13 protein-coding genes and 1 CRISPR repeat array are annotated in these 18,938 nt (G+C 64.3%); of the genes, 8 read left to right on the top strand and 5 right to left on the bottom strand.

Annotation, left to right across the window (positions count from 1 at the left end; genetic code table 11):
• The first annotated feature begins 58 nt into the window (after nucleotides 1-58).
• Nucleotides 59-808, top strand: coding sequence for a hypothetical protein (locus J7E80_RS07685; protein WP_215050890.1), 750 nt, complete (start codon nucleotides 59-61; stop codon nucleotides 806-808).
• Between the two features lie 378 nt (nucleotides 809-1,186).
• On the opposite strand, the gene J7E80_RS07680 is transcribed toward J7E80_RS07685, so the two are convergent.
• On the bottom strand, nucleotides 1,187-4,246 hold the full coding sequence (locus tag J7E80_RS07680; protein ID WP_215050889.1) for an SNF2-related protein: 3,060 nt from the start codon (nucleotides 4,244-4,246) through the stop codon (nucleotides 1,187-1,189).
• A gap of 449 nt (nucleotides 4,247-4,695) precedes the next feature.
• On the opposite strand from J7E80_RS07680, the gene J7E80_RS07675 reads away from it, so the two are divergent.
• The 7 genes from J7E80_RS07675 to cas3 all read left to right on the top strand — a co-directional run bounded on the left by J7E80_RS07675 (nucleotide 4,696) and on the right by cas3 (nucleotide 13,164).
• Nucleotides 4,696-5,781, top strand: coding sequence for a hypothetical protein (locus tag J7E80_RS07675; RefSeq protein WP_215050888.1), 1,086 nt, complete (start codon nucleotides 4,696-4,698; stop codon nucleotides 5,779-5,781).
• A 243-nt stretch (nucleotides 5,782-6,024) separates the two neighbouring features.
• Nucleotides 6,025-7,515 (top strand): type I-E CRISPR-associated protein Cse1/CasA, encoded by a 1,491-nt coding sequence (locus J7E80_RS07670; RefSeq protein WP_311380782.1) that lies wholly within the window; start codon nucleotides 6,025-6,027, stop codon nucleotides 7,513-7,515.
• A 41-nt stretch (nucleotides 7,516-7,556) separates the two neighbouring features.
• Nucleotides 7,557-8,117, top strand: coding sequence for a type I-E CRISPR-associated protein Cse2/CasB (casB, locus tag J7E80_RS07665; protein ID WP_215050886.1), 561 nt, complete (start codon nucleotides 7,557-7,559; stop codon nucleotides 8,115-8,117).
• Nucleotide 8,118: 1 nt separating this feature from the next.
• Nucleotides 8,119-9,198: a type I-E CRISPR-associated protein Cas7/Cse4/CasC gene (gene cas7e / locus J7E80_RS07660; RefSeq protein ID WP_215050885.1), complete on the top strand. Its 1,080-nt coding sequence runs from the start codon at nucleotides 8,119-8,121 to the stop codon at nucleotides 9,196-9,198.
• The gene (gene cas5e, locus J7E80_RS07655) at nucleotides 9,195-9,887 is read left to right on the top strand and encodes a type I-E CRISPR-associated protein Cas5/CasD (protein ID WP_215050884.1); all 693 of its coding nucleotides are present in this window, start codon (nucleotides 9,195-9,197) and stop codon (nucleotides 9,885-9,887) included. Before cas7e ends, cas5e begins: the two co-directional genes overlap by 4 nt.
• A gap of 83 nt (nucleotides 9,888-9,970) precedes the next feature.
• Nucleotides 9,971-10,633, top strand: coding sequence for a type I-E CRISPR-associated protein Cas6/Cse3/CasE (locus J7E80_RS07650; RefSeq protein ID WP_215050883.1), 663 nt, complete (start codon nucleotides 9,971-9,973; stop codon nucleotides 10,631-10,633).
• Between the two features lie 2 nt (nucleotides 10,634-10,635).
• Entirely contained in the window at nucleotides 10,636-13,164 is a 2,529-nt protein-coding gene (cas3, locus tag J7E80_RS07645) for a CRISPR-associated helicase Cas3' (RefSeq protein ID WP_215050882.1), read from the top strand.
• A gap of 426 nt (nucleotides 13,165-13,590) precedes the next feature.
• A CRISPR array of direct repeats spans nucleotides 13,591-15,797; the repeat unit is 21 nt; unit sequence TTTTCCCCGCGCCCGCGGGGG.
• 502 nt (nucleotides 15,798-16,299) lie between these two features.
• Here the strand turns inward: cas3 and J7E80_RS24235 are convergent.
• From J7E80_RS24235 to J7E80_RS07635, 4 genes are all read right to left on the bottom strand, one after another.
• Nucleotides 16,300-16,422, bottom strand: a complete 123-nt coding sequence (locus J7E80_RS24235; protein ID WP_285291826.1) for a hypothetical protein — start codon at nucleotides 16,420-16,422, stop codon at nucleotides 16,300-16,302.
• A 426-nt stretch (nucleotides 16,423-16,848) separates the two neighbouring features.
• Nucleotides 16,849-16,983, bottom strand: a complete 135-nt coding sequence (locus tag J7E80_RS24230; protein ID WP_285291831.1) for a hypothetical protein — start codon at nucleotides 16,981-16,983, stop codon at nucleotides 16,849-16,851.
• Nucleotides 16,984-17,084: 101 nt separating this feature from the next.
• Nucleotides 17,085-17,369 (bottom strand): hypothetical protein, encoded by a 285-nt coding sequence (locus J7E80_RS07640; protein WP_215050881.1) that lies wholly within the window; start codon nucleotides 17,367-17,369, stop codon nucleotides 17,085-17,087.
• A gap of 376 nt (nucleotides 17,370-17,745) precedes the next feature.
• The coding region (locus J7E80_RS07635; RefSeq protein WP_215050880.1) for a Y-family DNA polymerase at nucleotides 17,746-18,938 on the bottom strand (1,193 nt) is incomplete at its 5' end.

The following is an 18,938-nucleotide window of genomic DNA, read 5'->3' as shown; positions in this document are numbered from 1 at the left end:
CACCCAGCTCAGGACGTATTCCGCGCTTTTTGTCAGTGCCGCATGAGAACATGCCGGAATGACTGAACTTGCGTACATGATCCGGGAAGATTGGGCACAACGAGGTACGTCGATGGTGCCGCAAAGTGCTCTCATCAGAGATTGGCTAGGTGAACCTCCCTATCTGTTTGCTGCATGCGATCCCCAGAGGCTTCAGGAGCCAGGCAGCGCCGATACGGAATTCATTGACTACGTGGTTGCGGAGAAAGGATCTCGTAAGATCGTTTCCCTCACGCAGCTGAGGGATCTCGAAACCCAGGGCAAGCGCCTAAACCGGACTCTGGCGATTCTCCACCCCTATAAGCCGGACGATTGCGAAGTGATTAGGGAACTGGTCGAGCATGACTCGGTCGACCGCCTCTTTGTCATTGTCTGGTCACCGATGGATATGGTGAGAATTTGGCTTGAGGGGATGGGCGCCCGAGACCTGGCTAAAGGTATCGATCACGAAGCTCCCGACCCCGTACAGCTCGAGGCCGCTAAATGCATGGTTGATGAACAATACAACGGCCTATCGACGGGAAACGGCAAAGCTGCTGTCGTGCAGCTCGTCCGGGTTTTCACCGAGGGCGGCTATCCCCTTGAGAAGGAGCCTTGGCTGAAAGCGTTCTTTGCAGCAGGAGGGGAGTTCCGGCACGCTGAATCGATCAGCAAACTAATTACGGAAATGAAGAACGGAACGAAGCACCGGGTGCAACAGCGGTACCGTCCCAACATCCTTTCAGTGCTTCAAGGACGCACCGGCGCCTCTTCGGAACATTCCGGCTAAACCCCTGGCGTGCAGTCGCTGTGCTTCCTTGCAACCCACCTCTCGGCGGGCGAACTGGCGCCCTAAGAACACTTAGCTGCCAAGGCTTGTCCGTCCTCGTGCGCCAGGGCGTGTTTCACAGTTAAGGAAATGGGACAGCGTCGAGAAGCGCATGTGGCGGGTTCGAAGTAACGTCGTCGGTCACCGTCTCCTGGGTTCGGCATGAGGAATTGATTCGCCTAGGCTCTAGCCGTTGTCACGGCTGCGACTAGGGAGCGGCGGCCGGGACACCCAGGATGCAGGCCGTGACGCGTTTTGCCAGCGGCGCTGCCAGGGGAAGGCCTGTGAAGGCTTCCTCGACGCGTTCGATGGAAAATGGCTCTGCGAGGAGCTTCGGGGTTATTTGTCTGAGTCGAAGGTAGCGCTAGCGTCGGTTTTCTCGCTGAGTGGCGTCAAGGAGCGGCTGGACGAGCGCGAGCCATTGCTCAGCCACGAGGTATAGGTCAGCTGCGGCTCATCGCTGCTTGGGGCGGCGAGTGTGCCGATCTTTCTCCAACGCTCGCTGATCTCGTGGTCTCCTCGCCGGATAGCGTCGGTTGCCCACTGTCTGGTGACTTCGCTCATCTGGTCTAATGCTCTGAGTCTTCGGCGTGGAAGGAGCATCCGTTCCTGGTGTGTGGCGGCGGTGAGATAGCGGTTCAGCCACTCATCGCAGGTTGCGTCATAAGGAAGGCTGGGTGGGTTGTCGCTGAGTTTTTCTCGTAGCGGTTCAACTATGTTCTCAAGACCGATGATCGGTTGAGCGCCGGTCCCCTCGAGCATGATCCAGCGAGGGGCGCCGTGTCCAGCGCCGGTCACGGCAAGGAACGCCCAGGGCGTTGTGGACATGACCGGGCTGATCCGGGCGAGCACGCGGTGCGTGGTGGTGCGGTGCTCCTCGTACACTTGGCGAGAGATCAGCGCATCCGGTCCCTCAACCAGGCGGCGCACGGGGTCGAGTGCGTCGCGGATGCCATCCCAGGCTTCGTGGGACGCCTCCAGGGTGGTGATGTGTTTTTCGATCGTGACCACGTCGTCCCGGTCCGCTGCCAGGTTTGGCACGTTCAGATTTGCGCCCAACAGTGACGTACTTTCCTCTGCCCGTGCCGCAAGGAGGTCATTTGCGCGGGTGGCGAATGCTACGCCATCGCGGGGCCACCAGGCTTCGATCGCGTCGTAGGGGCTGTCCATCCGGTCGACGCGTCCGACTCGCTGCTCAGCAACGCGAAGGGTCGTTGGTACGTCGAGATGAACCATGGCCGCGGCACCTTGGAGGTTGAGTCCCTCGTTCATCGCATCGGAGCACAGTGCAATCGCGGGGACGTTGCTGTCGGGGGCGAAGACGCGCTCCACCTCCTTGCGGTTCTTCTTGTTGGCGCCGGTCGCAACGATTACCCGGGTCCCGCCTGCCTCAATGAGCGGTTCGATCGCCGCGAGCGTGATCAGGTGGCGGTCGAAGGCCAAGACTCGCTCGAGTTTCAGGCTCAGCTCTGTGAGCAGGTCGGCCTTTGCATGCTCCCGTGCCGTCGACAGTAGGAGCGCCGCGTCAAGGATCGCGCGGTATCGATGTGCTTCCTGCTCGCAGGCTGCGCGCCATTCATCGACGTCGGTGAGCCATCGCGGCACCTCGCACTCGAGTAGTATCTCCGGCGGTCCTTCATCAGCGAGCCTCAGGATAGCGTCCAGCATGTTGCCTGTCGGCTTTGGCTTGAACGCGGTCTGGATCGAGCATTGTTTGACCGCCTGCTCCGTTCCGGCCACGTGCTCGACGAGCGCTGCCTTCGATGACCGCATTGCGGTCAGCACATGGTGGTTTGCGAGTCCGCGGCTGGCAGCAAGGCGGCTTTCCAACCAGCGCGAGTCGCTGTACTCGTGAGCCAGCCCCGGTGGAACAGCGAGTTGGCGGCCGAGCAGCGCTACACCGGTCAACTCCGCCGATGCCTCACGCACCTTGCGTGCGGTTAGCTCATCTTCGCCAGTCTCACCGGTTGCGTAAATTCTGGTCTCGTGCCGCGGGTACCGGCATATCCGCTCCGTCACGGGGTGCCGATAGGACTCGGGATTCTCGTCGACCATCCCGTTCAGCATCGACTTTGTGCGCCGAACGGTGAAGCGTTGGATCTCGCGGCGAAGCTGCTCCTGCTGCTGGGATGACAGCTCGAGGTTCTGACCGCGGCGTCGTTCGAGCTGCTCCAAGACGTCTAAGGTCTCGTCCTCGAAGTTGTCCGGGCCCAGCAAGCCGACCAGCTGGAGTAGATCGGCGGGGCCCCTGTTAATCGGCGTGGCGGTGAACAGCAACACATGCTCCGCGAGACTCTCCCGGACCTGGCGAGTACGATTCGCATCTCTGCTCAGGAAGTTGTGGCATTCGTCGACGGCGAGAATCTGAGCGTGCCTGACCGCCAGCTCCTCCGTCCGTTGTCCATCCTCTGACGGCCGGCTGAGGAGGCCATGGGACACCGTGCTGATCGAAACGGCGCAATGCACCGCCTCGCGAGACCAAGCGTTCGCCACCGACGGCGGACAGACCAGCGCGGTAAGATCCCGCCTCACCCGACCTGTGCTCCACAACCGGTCGCGCACAGCGCGTACAAGGTGCGCCCCCATCCGCGTTTTACCGGATCCGGTGGCATCGGCGACGAGCACACTGCCGACATTCTCCGCGATCCAAAGCGCCTGCGCGATCCCGGACATCTGCGACGGCCAGAGCCGCGAGCCTGCACTGTCACTCGAAAGGTAGCGCTCGGCCCACGCCCCATCCAACAGGTCAGAACACGCCCTGGCCAGTGCCTCCTGCCAAGGGACGAACCGAAGCAAGGCGAGCAGCAACTCACGGAACTGGTCATTCCACGGCTGCCCGACACTCCAATAGTTCTCCGCTATCCGGACGAGGCCTCGGTAGCGTCCTTCATCGGTTCGCCGCTCGAACCTCGTGTTGGCTTCAGTTTGGGTGCTGAGGCCGGCATCTGTGAAGTTACTCGAACCAACCGTCGCCGCGTCCGACCCCACATAAATCTTCGCGTGCAGCCGCGTGGACCCATCGACGAAGCGAACCATCAGCCGACCCTCATCCAAAACTTTGAGAACCTGGAGAACCTTCGCCGACAGCCGCAGGGATACCCCCTCCTCCAGCCAGTAACGCCGAACCTCATCTGTGAACGTCACCTCAGCCGAGGCGAAGCTCGACCTCGACGACGTGAACGGCTCTGTGCCGAGTAGCACCGCCGCCTTCGATTGGGCGGCATGCGGCTCCCGATCCCAGTCTGCAATGAGATCTACCAGTTTGGCGATCGAGGAAAACCCGGCCACGATCAGTGGTGACTCCGACTTGATTAGATCGTTCCATACCACCGCCCGTACCCGTGCTCCCGTGTAGTTGACGGGAAACTCGTCAGCCGCAGGCCAATCAAGGCTCGCCAACTTCTCCGATACGAAGCCGTCCGGCTCAACCGAGGAGAACAGGTCTGCCTGCCCCTCCCACTCGTTACGACGTGGACGCCGGCTGACCCCTCGCTGAGTCACTGTCGACCCCGAAGGGACCGGTGCATCCGTCTGCCTGGCCGGCCGCTCTCGGCCACAAAGCCGGCGAGCCCAGCCCTTGACCAGCACTCGCCCATCCCTAAAAGGGGCATAGTCGTCCTCCTCTACGCGCTGCGCCGCAGGTGTACGACGACCAATGCGATGTGGGCGAAGACAAACTAGCAGCACGCACCGACAAAATAGACGATCGGTCCGCCGCCCCCTTGAACGGGGGTCTCTTTTACGCCCCATTCCACGACACGAAATCTGGTTTTCTTTTCGTATCGTGATTTGCGTATTTCGTTATGTTTCGTATTCCGTTTCACAACGAAAGACGATAAAATGAAGCCATGAGTGAAAACATCGTCGAAGAGCGCACCTGTCGGTACCCGGGGTGCCAGCGTCCCGCCATGGCGTCGGAGGGTGGCACCGGTCGGCCTCCGGAGTACTGCGACGACCCTTCCCATAACCGGGCTGCAGCTTGGCGGGCACGACAGAGGCTCAACGACACCGTGCATGCCGCGGAGGCCCGCCCGGTGGATGCCGCACGCCAGAGGGCTGGCGAGATCGCTGGGCAGGTGACCGGCATGATTGAGCACCTCGGGCAGCAGCTGACGGCGCTCGTTGACGAGCTGCGCACGGTTGGTGATCCTGAGGCCGCAGAGGCGCAGATCGAGTCGGTGGCAAGCGAGGCCGCCGAGCAAGTCGCAGGCGCGAATGCGCGGGCCACCCGTGCAGAACAGGCTCAGCGCCGGGCCGAGGCCGAAAAGGACGAGGCGGACGCTGCGGCCGAGGAAGCAACACGCAAGAGCGAAGAACTGGCCGAGGAACTGGCCGTACTCCAAGCCGAGCTGGAGACCGCACGCCAGAGCGGGGAGCAGCTTGCTTCGGAGCTCTCCCAGGTTCAGGCGGCTGCCGCGGCCGACCGGGAGCAGGCTCAGTCCGAAGCTGCGGAGCTGCGGGCCGGCGTTGAGTCCGCACGGGTGCAGCTGGGGCAGCTCCAGCAGGAGCGTGATGCAGTGGCGAAACGGGCAGAGGCGGAGGAGCAGGCCCGGGCCGAGGCGGAACGGCGTGCCGGCGCGGCCGAGAGCCGCGCCCAGGCAGAGGCGGAGCGTGCCGGCCGCGGTGAAGCCGCGATCGAGGAGATGCAGGGCCAGCTTGCGGCCGCCCGTGCCGGCCTGGACCGCGCTCGTGAGGGCGCTGCCGGCCTGCGCGGCAACCTGGCAACGCTGACCGCCGAGCGCGACGCAGCTCGAGCAACCGTGGAGCTTGAGCGCTCCCATGGGGAGCAGCGCGTCAAGGACCTCCACGACACCTACGGCCGCCAAATCGACCAACTGCGCAACGAAATAGCCCAGGCCCGTGAGACACCGACCAAGGAACGCCGAACCTCCCGCCCGCGAACAGCAGGAGAAGGACAAGACGCGACCCCATAATCAACCACGGATCGGCGTGTCTTACCACGCCGGATCTTCGGCCTTGCCGGATAAGCCCATCACAGCGGTTCATCGTGGTTGAGTTCTTGGTTATGGGAACCTCAGAGACTGGCTTGAAAGCGGTTACAATTCAGACCCTTTCGCGCGAGCGGAAGTAATACTGTCAGCGCCAGCTCGTAGGATTCGTGTCAGTTGCGGCAAAAGGGGGAAGCTTTGAAAGAACCATCATTACCGGAAGGCTGCGTGCTGAGGGCTGTCCCTTGGATACGGACCAGCGACGGACTGAGGACCGTCCGTGAGACGCTGCTGGGGGCCCACCGTATTGCAGGCCTGGAGCCCGGCTTGAACGGGATTGAGGTGGGGACGTTTCTCCGCGTCCTCACCTCAGTTGCGTCCCTGGTTCTTCGTCATCAGAGTTCGTCTGCCTGCAGCTTCCAAACGGAATCCGTGGACGCGGTGCTTGAGATGTTGTCTCCGGCGTCCAATCTCTTCGATCCCGAATGGCCCTTCATGCAGACAACCCATGACGGTTCGGGAATCACTTCCGGCCCGAAGGCGCCGGTGAAGAAGTTGTATCCGTGGATGCCGGGGGACCGGGCGGAAGAGTTTTGGACTGGAGGTTCCGTTGCCAAGGAATTCGATACGACCGCGGCCACGTTGGCCCTGGCCGTGCATTATCACTACTCTTTCGGCGGCAACAATCGCATCGACGGGCGGGCCTGTGTAAACGGATCTCCTGGCATCCGTTACCCGGGCGTTGGATATACGGCGACGGAAGTGCTGTGGCGCGGCGAGACCCTGTTTGAGACCCTCCTAATGAATACTCCGCGGTCCTGGGTGGGCGGAGACGGGCTGCCGGCCTGGGCCGATCCCGTGTGCGCCCGGTCCAAGGGAGGACCGGGAGAACCCGAGCACCCCCTCTGGCGGGCTACTTGGGGTTCCAACACCGCTCAATGCCTCTGGGATGGCGGCGTTCTTACCGCCGTGTCGACCGGGGGATCGGTGTACCTGCCGCCCACCATGGGGGCGGGTAAGGAAGCAGCCAAGGCGTGGTGGGACCACCGCAATACTGAAGACACTTTCTATCTCTACGCCGATATTGAAACCAAGAACGCTGCCGGCACGGTAACCTCCGTCCAGCGCAGGGCGCAGCGCCTGGACCTTGGACATCAGGAGACCGACCTCGCGGTGGAATGGAACGCCAAGGGTCTTTCGTCTGCAGTCCGCAGCCGTTCCAAAGGAACGGTGAGGACACCTGGCCGCGGCACCCAGCTTATGTTCCTGCGCCACCTTGTCGAAGGCAGTGCTTCGTCCCCGGTGGTCCGGCGCACGGAGGTCCTTATCTCTTCGGCGAAGAAATGGATGGTCGACGAAGACCGTGCCGACGCCGTTGCGGACGCAGCGTCCCTCGTAAAGGCAGTCTGCTCGGAGTTATCCAAGCCATTCACGGTCAAGGGCCGGCTCACAGCACTGCGCGACCGGAGGACTGATGCGGAGACTGCGTTCTGGTTAAAGGTCTCAGCACCGTTTGAAGACTTCATCATCAACGGGGCCGGTAGTGCCGTGGATCCTGCGATCTGGCCGCTGGTGCGTTCGGCCGCGATTCAGGCCTTTGATGAGGTGGTCTCCTCCGCCCCGGGAGCCAAGCTCGCTCCCTTCATCATGACGGCCAGGAACCGGGTGTCTTGGAACATCTCGCAGGTTCTCGGGCTCACTGGCCAGAGGGCCGCGTAATCGTGACAGGCACGACAACCCAATCCAAAGGAGGCTCGGGGATGACCGAAATCCGGGACAGCATGAAAGAGCTGGTGGGCGAAGTTCTCGCTCGCAGGGACACCGACGTCCGGTACCGCTCCGGCGTCGCCCGTGGCCTGGATAGGACCACGGAGCACTACGCCTATCCGTGGGTCCTGCGTTTCGTGGACCAGGAGAAAGACAAAACAGCATACCTCCGTGCAGCCGGCCTGTGCGCAACCTACCGGGACATCCCTCAGGCCAATAAACCGTTGGGGGCATCACTGCGGGCGCTCAGCCTGCACCGGTCCGGCGCGAAGAGCCTGGACCCGGCCGAACCCGACGTCATCGCCTCCAGGCTGGCCAGCCTGCAGGAGCAGGACCTTGAGCAGGCTGCGGCCACCATCCGCCGCTTCCTGGATTTGGCCCGAGGAACCGGAGTCGGCTTCGACTTCTACCGGATCGGACGGCTCCTCAGCCGCTGGGGCAACGGCTTCACCGAAGCCTCCCAGACGGTTCGTATCAAAACGATCGGTGACTACTACGGCGCATGGACCTTGACGCCGACGGAACCAGCAACGACAACCGCGCAGGAGAACTGAATTGAACAACCTCACCCTTCACATCCTGAACACCGTTCCGTGGAGCAACCTCAACCGTGACGACACCGGCACCCCCAAGCGCGCCGTCATCGGCGGTGTCCTCCGCGGGATGCTCTCCAGCCAGTCCATCAAGCGGGCCGCCCGCAGCGACTACGAGACCCGATCCCTGGATAAGAGCATCCGCTCCACCAACCTCTCCGGAATCATCACGGACCGGGCCCGGGAGATCAACCCGGATCTTGACCCGAAGACCTCAGCGGCAGCGGCGAAAAAGCTCGTCTCTGCCCTGGTCAAGAATGCCGGGGGAGAAGAAAAAGCAGGCAAGGAATCCGGCACGTCCTCCTGGCTGAGCCTGGAGGAAGTCGAAACCGCCGCGGCCGCCGTCGCCGCCGGAGCCACCACCATCACCAAGGACGGCAAGGAAGAAGCAGCCACGTTCGTCGATAGCGGCAAGACCGGCTCACTGTCCATCGCAGCGTTCGGCCGCATGTTCGCGGCCGCGCCCGAGGCCAACACCGCCGCAGCCATCGCCGTCAGCCCGGCGATGTCGGTCCACAAGGCCGTGATTGAAACGGACTACTTCTCCACCATGGACGAGGACCCGAAGGCATCCCATAAAGGGGCATCGTACCTGGGCGTCGCCTCCTACACCTCCGGCGTCTTCTACCGCACCGTCACCATCGACCGCGAACAACTCAAGCGCAGCTGGACCGGAATGAGCGCCGATACCGCACAGGATCAACTCGCGCTGATGGCCGAGGCACTCATCTACAAGCTGCCCTCCGGCAAGCGGAACGCCACCGCACCCTACGTCGCCCCGCTGGTAGTCCTCGCCGAAGAACAGTCCTACCGTCTGGCCTACGACTTCGAGACCCCGGTCCTTCCCGGCAACGACGGAGGCTACGGCGACCCCGCCGTCCGCCGCCTCGCCGAGCAGCGTGCGGCCGCCCTGGACTTCGACAAAGGCAACTTCGGCATCGCCCTCGCCGCCGGAACCGCAACAGGCCTGGACGTTTTCAACGCCGAGACCACTGGGGTGGACGGCGTTGTGGCAGCCGTCGTCGAATGGATCCTGGCGTGACAAGCCTCTACCTCCGCTTCGCCGCGCCCTACCAGTCCTGGGCCGGCCCGCGGGTCACGGGCAACCATGTGAACACGCAGCCGGTCCCGACGCGCACAGGCATCATCGGCCTGTGCGCAGCCGCCTTGGGCGCAAGGAACGGTGAATGGCCCGAGTGGCTGCAGGAGCTCGACATCGAGGTCAGGGTGGACATTCCCGGCACCATCGAAAAGGACTTCCAGACCATCAACCCGCGCCCTGAGGCTCAAAAATTCATCGAACGGATCTGGACGGCCGCGGGGCATAAGGGTAGCGCCCCGACCTCGTTCACCCCCGACGCGCAGAAAGGCACGTCCATCGTCCGGCGTACCTATCTGGCCGGGGCAGAATTCACTGTCCGGCTCAGCCACGAGACGAAAACCCAGGAGCTCGCCCAGGCTTTCGCTTCCCCGGGCTTCAGCCCATATCTGGGGCGCAGGGCCTTCGCTCCTTCATTCCCATTCCTCCTCGGGATCGGAGATGACGGACTGCTGGACACCGCACCAGGAAGGAAGAACCGGCCCTCGGGAATCCATGTCCTGGACGGACGTGACAACACCTACCCGGACAGGACCACCGTGGCCGGGAGCCACCCCCCCCAAGACCTGAGCTGGTGGTCGGAAAACACCACCATCACCGAACGCGCCCCTATACGGAAACAGGCCAGCTAGGTCCTCCCCGCACCAGAGGCTCCCTAGGGAACCGATGGTTCCCCGCCGTAGTCCAAGCCAAGCGTTACGAAACGGAGTCCGTTATGCAAAGTCCGTCCACCATCCTGACCCTGGTCCCGCTGCACAAGATGTTCACCGGCAGGGACGGGATGCCCGGACCCCGAAGCCTGGACAACCCGCTGGCACTGCACTCGACCGTGATGCGTCTCTTCGGCCCCGTGGACGGGGACAGCCCGCGCGCCGCAACGGGAGTCCTGTTCCGGGTTGAACCGGCAGGCCCGGGTAAACCGGGCGCCCTGCTCATCCGATCGGCCGTTCCTCCGGTAACCCATATTGACGGGATGCTGTCCCGCGCTGAAGCCAGCGCCCCCGCCGCGGGCACTCCGGTGGCGTTCCGGCTCAGCGTCAATGCCGTGCGCCGGTCCAGCACCCGTGGCCGCGACGCCACAACCGGGCCCCGTCCGGCGACATACAGTGTTCCCCGCGACGATGACCCGGACAATGATGGCCCCGGCATGACAGAGTGGGTCGCCGAACGGCTGGCGGGCGCCATCGGCGGCGTCGAGATCCTCAACCATGACCGGAACGTCGTCGGCCGGAAAACGTCACGGGTCGTCCAGACCGATCTCGTGGATGGGTTCGGCGTGGTCGAGGATCCCCAAAAACTCACCGGACTGCTGACTGCAGGGGTAGGACGCGCCAAGAACTACGGCTGCGGGCTCCTGACGATCAAGGCCATCGGCTGACCGTGCCGCTCTGGAGCAAACGGCAGGGCCTGGACGAACCCTACCCGCTGATCAGCCATCTGCTGGACACCGCCGCGTCGGCAACCGCCCTCTGGGACCGCTGGTTGCGTCCCGGACTTCGGGAGCTCATCGAGGACTCACTGTGTCCCGACGCACGTTCCTGGGTCGCGGCGGCAGCGGGTTTGCACGATGTCGGCAAGGCCAACCCGGTCTTCGCCGGCCAGCTGCTCGCCAGGACCGCAGAAGCATGGCACGAGGTGACCCGGAGGGACCTCGTCGCCGCCGGCTACAGTCTTGACGTACCGACCGAGCGGCTCGGTCACCTCCAGCGGCACGAAAAGGTCTCCGCCCTGACGCTGGCCAACACCGATCTGGACTACAGCGCCTCTGTCAGCGGTGACTGGCTGGCAGCATCAGCACTCGGCCACCACGGGAAGTTCGAGATCCCGGACAGCCCCGAATGTAAGGCGTTCGCCCGGTCGGCCGGGGGAACCTGGCGGGAGTCCCGTGACGACCTCAGAGCCGCTGTCATGGCCGCGTGTGGCTTCGACGCGGCAACCGACGTACCCGAGGCTTCACCGGCCGCTGCTGTCCTGATCGCCGGGCTAGTCGTTCTGGCGGACCGAACCGCATCCGAGTGGCACGCCGTGAAACGCGCCCAGGAAGAGCTGGCCTCAGGCGTCCTCGATCCTGACGACCACCCGGGATGGATGGAGCATCGGACCCGGTTCTTCGCGTCCCGCCTGGAGAAAACCCTGGGGCTGTACAAGGACTTCACGGACGCTCGTGCATCCATCGCGGGCGACTTCGAGCTGCGCCCCCTGCAGGAGTCGGCGCTGACGGCAGGCGGCGGGCTGTGGATCGCCATGGCCCCCACCGGCAATGGAAAGACCGAGGCGGCGTTGCTCCGGCACGCCCAGAGGAACGAACGTCTCATCTTTGCCTTGCCGACCCAGGCGACCACGAACGCGATGATGAAACGGGTCCAGCACGCCTACGAGGGCACGGGCAACGTCGCAGAACTCGCGCATCGCCTCGCTACCGTGGAGGACTTCTATACCCTGCCGGCCGAACACCGGACGGCCGGTGGCGATGGTTTGATTCCGTCCGAGTTCCTCCGTAACGGCACGGCCAGGCTCCTCGCTCCCGTGTCGGTGGCCACGATCGATCAGGTGCTGGCCGGGTCACTGCGAACCAAATGGGCACACCTGCGCCTGCTCACCCTCGCCAACGCACACGTCGTCATCGACGAGGCACACCTGATGGACCACTACCAAAGCGCCCTGGCCGGGCAGCTGATGACGTGGTGGGGCACCACCGGGACCCGTGTCACCATCCTGTCCGCAACCCTGCCCCAATGGCAACGTGACCGTTTCGCCCACGCCTACGACTCAACCTGGGTCCCTTCCAAGATCTGTTTCCCGTCTCACGAGTCGATCCCGGGGACCCCCGTACGTCTCACCCAGGCCAGCTACGGCATCTCCGTCACAACCATCCGGTCACACGCCCCGGTCCAGCACCACATTGACTGGGCGGTCGCCATGAAAAAGCAGGCACCGCGTGCCAGGCTCGGTGTCGTGGTCAACACGGTCGGCCGCGCCCAGCAGGTAGCGCTCGGTCTCAGCCGGTCAGGGATTGACCCGATCGTGCTGCATTCCCGGATGACCGCAGGGCACCGCCGCGACGCCGCTAACCGGCTCTTGGCCGAGATCGGCAAGGACGGTCAGGGAAGGGGAACGGTGGTTGTCGGGACTCAGGCGATCGAAGCCTCACTGGACATCGATCTGGACACGATGTCCACCGATCTGGCCCCGGCACCGTCACTGATCCAACGCGCCGGCCGCGTCTGGCGACACACCGACCCCCGGCGCGCCCTCCGCCTTCCAGGGGTGGCCGAACTGCCGTTGCAGATCATCGTCGGCGAGGGCAAACGGGGTGCGCTCCCGTATTTCTCCTCGGAACTGGCCAGGGTCGAGAAATACCTCACCGAACGGACCCGGCTGCTCATGCCCGACGACAGCCAGGGCTTTGTCGAAGCGTCCGCGCTCCGCCTCGACGAAGTCGACTGGACTGAGCAGGAAGAACTCACCGACTATGCCCGGCGATACGCCAAGGCCGGAGGCGTCGTCATTAACACAAACGATCTCACCGACCCGTACGCTGATCTGGAGTCCCTGATGCGGCTGACAGGTTATGACGTCGACGAAGAGACGGCGACCCGACTCATTGAAATGCCGAGCATCACCGCACTCACCATCGACCCCGACGGCCGCCACGGCGCACCCGGGGCATGGACAGGTAGTATCGGGGATCTGGAATCAATCAGCCCGCAGGGCCGCGCGGCCCTGCGCCAGGCGATGGAGGCAACCGCGCCGCTGAACGGCAACCTGGCACACCGCGCACTCGCCATCGGGAACCCGTGGAATCCACAATCCCGGGTCCTGGCAGCGATGGTCCCTGTCATCCTCGGCCAGGCCGGCATCGGTTACGACGCTCTCCTCGGGCTCGTCGACGACGGACCAGACTCTTGAGCTACTCCGTGAAGGCAATGGCATACACCACCATCCCTGCCGGCCACCAAGTCAGGCTCGAGGACCGCGTGTCGTTCCCCTATATCGACAGGGCCACCATCTACCAGAGCAGGACTGGCGTCTGGGCCATGCAAGACAACGAGGGAGAGCGGTCAAAAACTCACATCCAAAGTGTTCGCAGGCAATGGAGGATCGAACGCCTACACCGCAGCCACGCCCCTGACATCATCGGCCCGCTGGGCCATCGCCCAGGCGCGGCTGATCACAGACGACGAAGCCGTCAAACACGCCGCCATCCAGCTCTACAAGAGACAACTTGGGCGACGTACAAAGCGAGGACGCGGTAAACACGGGGCTGAATCTGCGCGGCGGCAGCATGCACCGCAATCGGTGTAAATCCGGCCCTTGGCATCATCCACCGCGGGCAACGTCCGCGCCCGCGGGGGTGTTTCCCACCTTCCCCAGGGCCAGGCGCTCCCTGAAGTCTTTTCCCCGCGCCCGCGGGGGTGTTTCCCAACGTGCCGGCGCTTCATAGACCGGCCATTCCTTTTCCCCGCGCCCGCGGGGGTGTTTCCCTGCGCTGCTACAGCGGGCTTGTCTTTTCCCCGCGCCCGCGGGGGTGTTCCCAGTGGAAAGCTTGTAGTCCCGTTTTCGATACTCTTTTCCCCGCGCCCGCGGGGGTGTTTCCACGACCGGCTGCGATATGTCGATCACGTTGAACTTTTCCCCGCGCCCGCGGGGGTGTTTCCTCCGCCGCGTGCTTGCCCTTGGGGGTGTTGGCCTTTTCCCCGCGCCCGCGGGGGTGTTTCCTGGGAGCCGGGAAGTCCGGGCTGGGTCATTGACTTTTCCCCGCGCCCGCGGGGGTGTTTCCCAGAACGGCGCCCAGGAGCCCAGGGCGGAGAGCCTTTTCCCCGCGCCCGCGGGGGTGATTCCCGGCGTCAGAGGTGGGGCCTGTTCATCCTGTCCTTTTCCCGCGCCCGCGGGGGTGTTTCCTGGGAACGCATCTTCACCCACTCGGACCCAACCTTTTCCCCGCGCCCGCGGGGGGTGTTTCCTCAATCCTGCACTTCTCCTGGATGCCGTCGGTCTTTTCCCCGCGCCCGCGGGGGTGTTTCCTTGTTATCGCGCTTGTCGAGCTCGCTGTAGGACTTTTCCCCGCGCCCGCGGGGGTGTTTCCTGGGCCTATCTGGACCCGACGAGATGAGGTGCCTTTTCCCCGCGCCCGCGGGGGTGTTTCCATCAATGTGGCGGGCGGCAAGTAGCAATGCACCTTTTCCCCGCGCCCGCGGGGGTGTTTCCCAAGTAAGGAAACCCGTCATGGGAGACAAGATCTTTTCCCCGCGCCCGCGGGGGTGTTTCCGAACGTGCATGTTCGTAACTGCCGGATGGCTGGCTTTTCCCCGCGCCCGCGGGGGTGTTTCCTTGTACAGCAGGGCGCGCGGGATGCGCTCATAGCTTTTCCCCGCGCCCGCGGGGTGTTTCCCACGACGACACGAACGTCTGGTTCAGCCTCGACTTTTCCCCGCGCCCGCGGGGGTGTTTCCTCTTTCATCTGCGCCTCGATGGCCTGGACCTTCTTTTCCCCGCGCCCGCGGGGGTGCTTCCCAGTTCCGCGACGCGGGCATCCCGGTGTTCGACTTTTCCCCGCGCCCGCGGGGGGTGTTTCCACGTGGGGTGTTGGCGGGTGGGGGCGTTGGGCCTTTTCCCCGCGCCCGCGGGGGTGTTTCCAGTGTGACCGCGCCCGTCCTGAAGGTGTTGACCTTTTCCCCGCGCCCGCGGGGGTGTTTCCCAAGGCACCGGCGACTCCGCTCTGACCACGGCCTTTTCCCCGCGCCCCGCGGGGGTGTTTCCTTCTTCCCCTTCCGTTTCCGTGCGAGCTTGCACCTTTCCCGCGCCCGCGGGGGTGTTTCCTATGGGGGTCGTCGCCAACCATTCAGCCCGTCTTTTCCCCGCGCCCGCGGGGGTGTTTCCAACGCCAACCAGGACAAGAAAGAACGGTTCGTCCTTTTCCTCGCGCCTGCGGGGGTGTTTCCGGCAAGGAATATCAGCACGTCGTGCCCGAACCCTTTCCCCGCTCCGGCGGGGGTGTTTCCATGGTGATCGGGCAGGACTGTCTGCTTTTTCCCCCACGCCCGCGGGGGTGTTTCCATGCCGCTGGTGTTCGGCGTCGCTATGGCTTTCTTTCCCCGTGCCCGCGGGGGTGTTTCCATGACCCATTTGGCAGCGTCCACGACATTCACCTTGTCCTCGCGCCTGCGGGGGTGTTTCCTCGGTGTACCAGCTGAACATCCGGGAAGTCTTCTTTTCCCCGCGCCCGCGGGGGTGTTTCCTGACCAACATGAAAGTGAGATAGCCCCATGGGCCTTTCCCCGCGCCCGCGGGGGTGTTTCCTTCATCGGGTTCTTCGTCGACGGCTGGGGCATCTTTTCCCCGCGCCCGCGGGGGTGTTTCCGCCGACAAACGGGCGGAGAACGCGGCCAATTTCTTTTCCCCGCGCCCGCGGGGGTGTTTCCTTGGCGGCGCCTCCTCACTTCGGTGAGGGAGTCTTTCCCCGCCCCCGCGGGGGTGTTTCCTTTGGTGTGTTCAACGGCGGCTGGCCCAACGACTTTTCCCGCGCCCGCGGGGGTGGTTCCCGGAACGTTACCGTTGTTCAGTTTCCCCGCCGTTTTCCCCGCGCCGGGCGATATCGTATTCACCGCGTACGGTTTTCCCCGTACCCGCGGGGGTGTTTCCATGGTGGACGGGCGCACGGTGTACCTGCGGGGCCTTCCCGCGCCCGCGGGGGTGTTTCCCTGATCCGGTACCAGGACCGGGTTGCCTGGCTCTTTTCCCCGCGCCCGCGGGGGGTGTTTCCTCATCCCGGTGCAGCAGCGCGGAGCGGTTGGGCTTTCCCTGCGCCCGCGGGGGTGTTTCCTCCTGGTCCATGGTCCGGCCGCGTTCGACCTGCTTTTCCCCGCGCCCGCGGGGTCTACACGTCGCCACGACAAACACGATGCTTTCCCCGCGCCGCAGGGACGTTTCATACCAGCACGAGGAGCGCGGCCACCGCCTCCTCTTTTCGCCGGCGCCCGCGAGGTGTTTCCGTCCGGTTCAACGACGGCCACTTCCTCGCAGGAAACGGGCAGCCTGGGCCCCTCACCTGAGCAGCAGCCATAGATCGATGGCTGCCCTGGCGGCAGCGATCAGCAGGGCAGCGGCGGAGATCCAGACACCGGCGATCTGCCAGCTGTTGGCGCGCGGCCGCGGTTGTTCCTCCATGGTTCTCCTGCCTTCCGCTCCGTGGGGGAGAACCATCGTAGGGGTACGGGTCGGACAACGGGGGAGGGGCAGGAAGCCCAGGATGTAGCCGTGCACAGGATCCCCACAGAGGCCGCGCCGCAGCAGCTGCCCGCTGTGGATGCGCGGACGGCAGCCGTCCACAGAAAAGTCACGGCGTGCCGTCAGCGCCCGGGCGCGCCGCCGACCCCCAAGGCAGGCCTTCGGCGAGGGTTACACCCAGTGCGGCAGCTTTGAGCTAATCCGTTCTGGCCCCCGCAAAGCGGCGGCGGGCACGGATTTGCTCCCGAGCTTTTCATAGGTCCACCGGCAACACTGGCTGTGGCCGGCGACGGCCAGAGCCCTCTGAGACCGCGGGCTTATCCCCCAAGCCGCCGCCGGCGCCACCCGACGCCGGACTGCGGCCGCTCACCTGTCAGTACGGATAACGATCAGCTTCGTTCCCTCGGGCATTGCAGCCTTAGCATCTTCGTAAGTGTCGCCCTGGGCGGAGATGTGATTGGTGCTGCCGTCCGGCATTTGGATCGTTCCTGTGATTTCCACCGGATAAGCCTAGTTGGACCGCCGCAGGCAACTGCACGGCGAGGCCCTGGTCCAGTCACCGTACCCATCCCATCAGGGTTCAAACATCCCCGACCTTCGGATCAGCTGTCGTCATCGAGGCCTTCCAGGGCCTCGATTTCCACCGAGTCCAGCAGCTCCGCTGTGTCGGTCCCGGTGGCGCGGGCGAGATCATCGAGGGCGGCGAACCGGGCGCGGGCCAGGACGATGGCCAGCTCCGCCAGGTAGCCGGTCCCGTTGCGCTGCACCAGGTCATCCAGGATTGCGTGCATCCGCCCTGTCATTGCGCTGGGGCCTTCGGATTCCTCGGCTGCAAGGCGCGTCAGCGTCAGCGCGGCCAGCTGCGGGTCGTCGTAGATGAGTCCCATGGACCCACGCTACGCACGGCTGCCTCAGTTGTCAGTGATGGACTCCAGAAGCCACTGCTGTGCCAGGGGATCGCGGCGCAGGTCAAAGGTCCGCAGCGCGGGGCAGAGGATCCGGAGCGGACCTGTACCCGCCAGTACTCGATGTCTACTACGTTCCCGACGCCTGGCGGGGCCGTACGCCGGGTGTCCCACCAGGAGTCCCGAGTGAACCAGTGGGCGGTGTCGACGTCGGGGTCAACGACCCAGATCTGGCCATCATGGCGGACGGCCAAGGGTGTTCCGTCCGGGCTAAAGCGGACGGCGACCGCTTCGAGGGCGTGAGGTGCTTCTGGTGCCAGGGTCATCCTGGGTTCCTTTCGGTGCGAGACTGGCCGGGTTAGGCGGCTTTGACGAGGGGGAGTTCGTCCCAGTGGGTGGTGTATCTGGGGGAGAGCATGTCGCGTTTCATGGTCCAGTCCGGGCCGCCTTTGATGCCGGCATGGCCCAGGCCGATGGAGCCGCGGCCGTAGCGCTTGCTGACGTCTTCCAGGAGCGTGCCAATGCGGCGCTCTTCATGGGGGTTCTCGAAGATCTCCAGGGGTTTTTGGTTTCCGCTGGGGCGCAGGTCGGTGACCATGATCCCGGCCCGGACGTACTTGACTCCTTCATAGAGCAGGGGGAGCAGGGTGTGAGCTGCCTTGGTCAAGAGCACAGGATCCGCGGTGGGCATGGGTAGTGCGATGCAAACTGAGGGGAAGGATTTCTCGTTGGGGTTGTAGTGCGAGGTTGCAGCGAACGCGGTCAGAACCTTTGCCTGGAGGTCGTGTTTGGCCAGGCGTGCGCTGGCCATTTGGGCGTAGACGCTCATGACCTGGTGCAGGCCCGCGGCCGTGGTGATGGGTGTGGCGAAGGAGCGGGAGAAGATCAGTTGCTCCCGGCCGATCCGTTCTTCTTCCATCGGGATGCAGGGTGTTCCCTGCAGTTCCAGGACGGTACGCATCATGACGATGGAGAACTTGTCCCGGATGGCCACAGCGTCAGCCCTGGTGAGGTCCAGGATGGAGTGGATGCCCATGGCGTTCAGGCGTTTGGTGAGCCGCGTGGCCACGCCCCAGATCTCGATCACTGACAGGCGGCCCATCAGTGCTTCACGTTCGGCCGCGGGAACGGATTCCCACCGGCACACCCCGTTGAAGGCGGGGTTGTTCTTCGCCCATTTATTGGCCAGCTTCGCCAAGGTCTTAGTCGGGGCGATGCCCACGCACACGGGAACACCGACGTGGCGCCGGCAGGCTTCCTTCATCGTTCTGCCCAGGGCCAGCAGCTCGTTCGGGCTGCCCTTCACGCCCAGGAACGCCTCATCGATGGAGTAGACCTCCAACCAGGCGGAATACCGGCCCAGCAGCTCCATGACGCGCGCGGAGACGTCCCCGTACAGCTCGTAGTTGCTCGAGAGCGCCACGAGGCCCCACTCCCTGGCGCGTGGCCGGAGCTTGAACCACGGATCACCCAGGCCGATGCCCAGACGTTTGGCCTCGGGGGAACGTGTCACGGCGCAGCCGTCATTGTTGGACTTCTGTGGCCAGCCTG

The organism is Arthrobacter sp. ISL-28, assembly GCF_018613875.1.
Classification (GTDB): domain Bacteria; phylum Actinomycetota; class Actinomycetes; order Actinomycetales; family Micrococcaceae; genus Arthrobacter.
This window is presented reverse-complemented; position numbering and strand designations above follow the sequence as displayed.

What these genes read in the sequence shown, in the direction of transcription:
- J7E80_RS24235 (WP_285291826.1), bottom strand. Translation starts at nt 16,422, where the DNA reads ATGGAGGAACAACCGCGGCCGCGCGCCAACAGCTGGCAGATCGCCGGT.
- J7E80_RS07640 (WP_215050881.1), bottom strand. Translation starts at nt 17,369, where the DNA reads ATGGGACTCATCTACGACGACCCGCAGCTGGCCGCGCTGACGCTGACG.
- casB (WP_215050886.1), top strand. Translation starts at nt 7,557, where the DNA reads ATGACCGAAATCCGGGACAGCATGAAAGAGCTGGTGGGCGAAGTTCTC.
- J7E80_RS07685 (WP_215050890.1), top strand. Translation starts at nt 59, where the DNA reads ATGACTGAACTTGCGTACATGATCCGGGAAGATTGGGCACAACGAGGT.
- J7E80_RS07675 (WP_215050888.1), top strand. Translation starts at nt 4,696, where the DNA reads ATGAGTGAAAACATCGTCGAAGAGCGCACCTGTCGGTACCCGGGGTGC.
- J7E80_RS07650 (WP_215050883.1), top strand. Translation starts at nt 9,971, where the DNA reads ATGCAAAGTCCGTCCACCATCCTGACCCTGGTCCCGCTGCACAAGATG.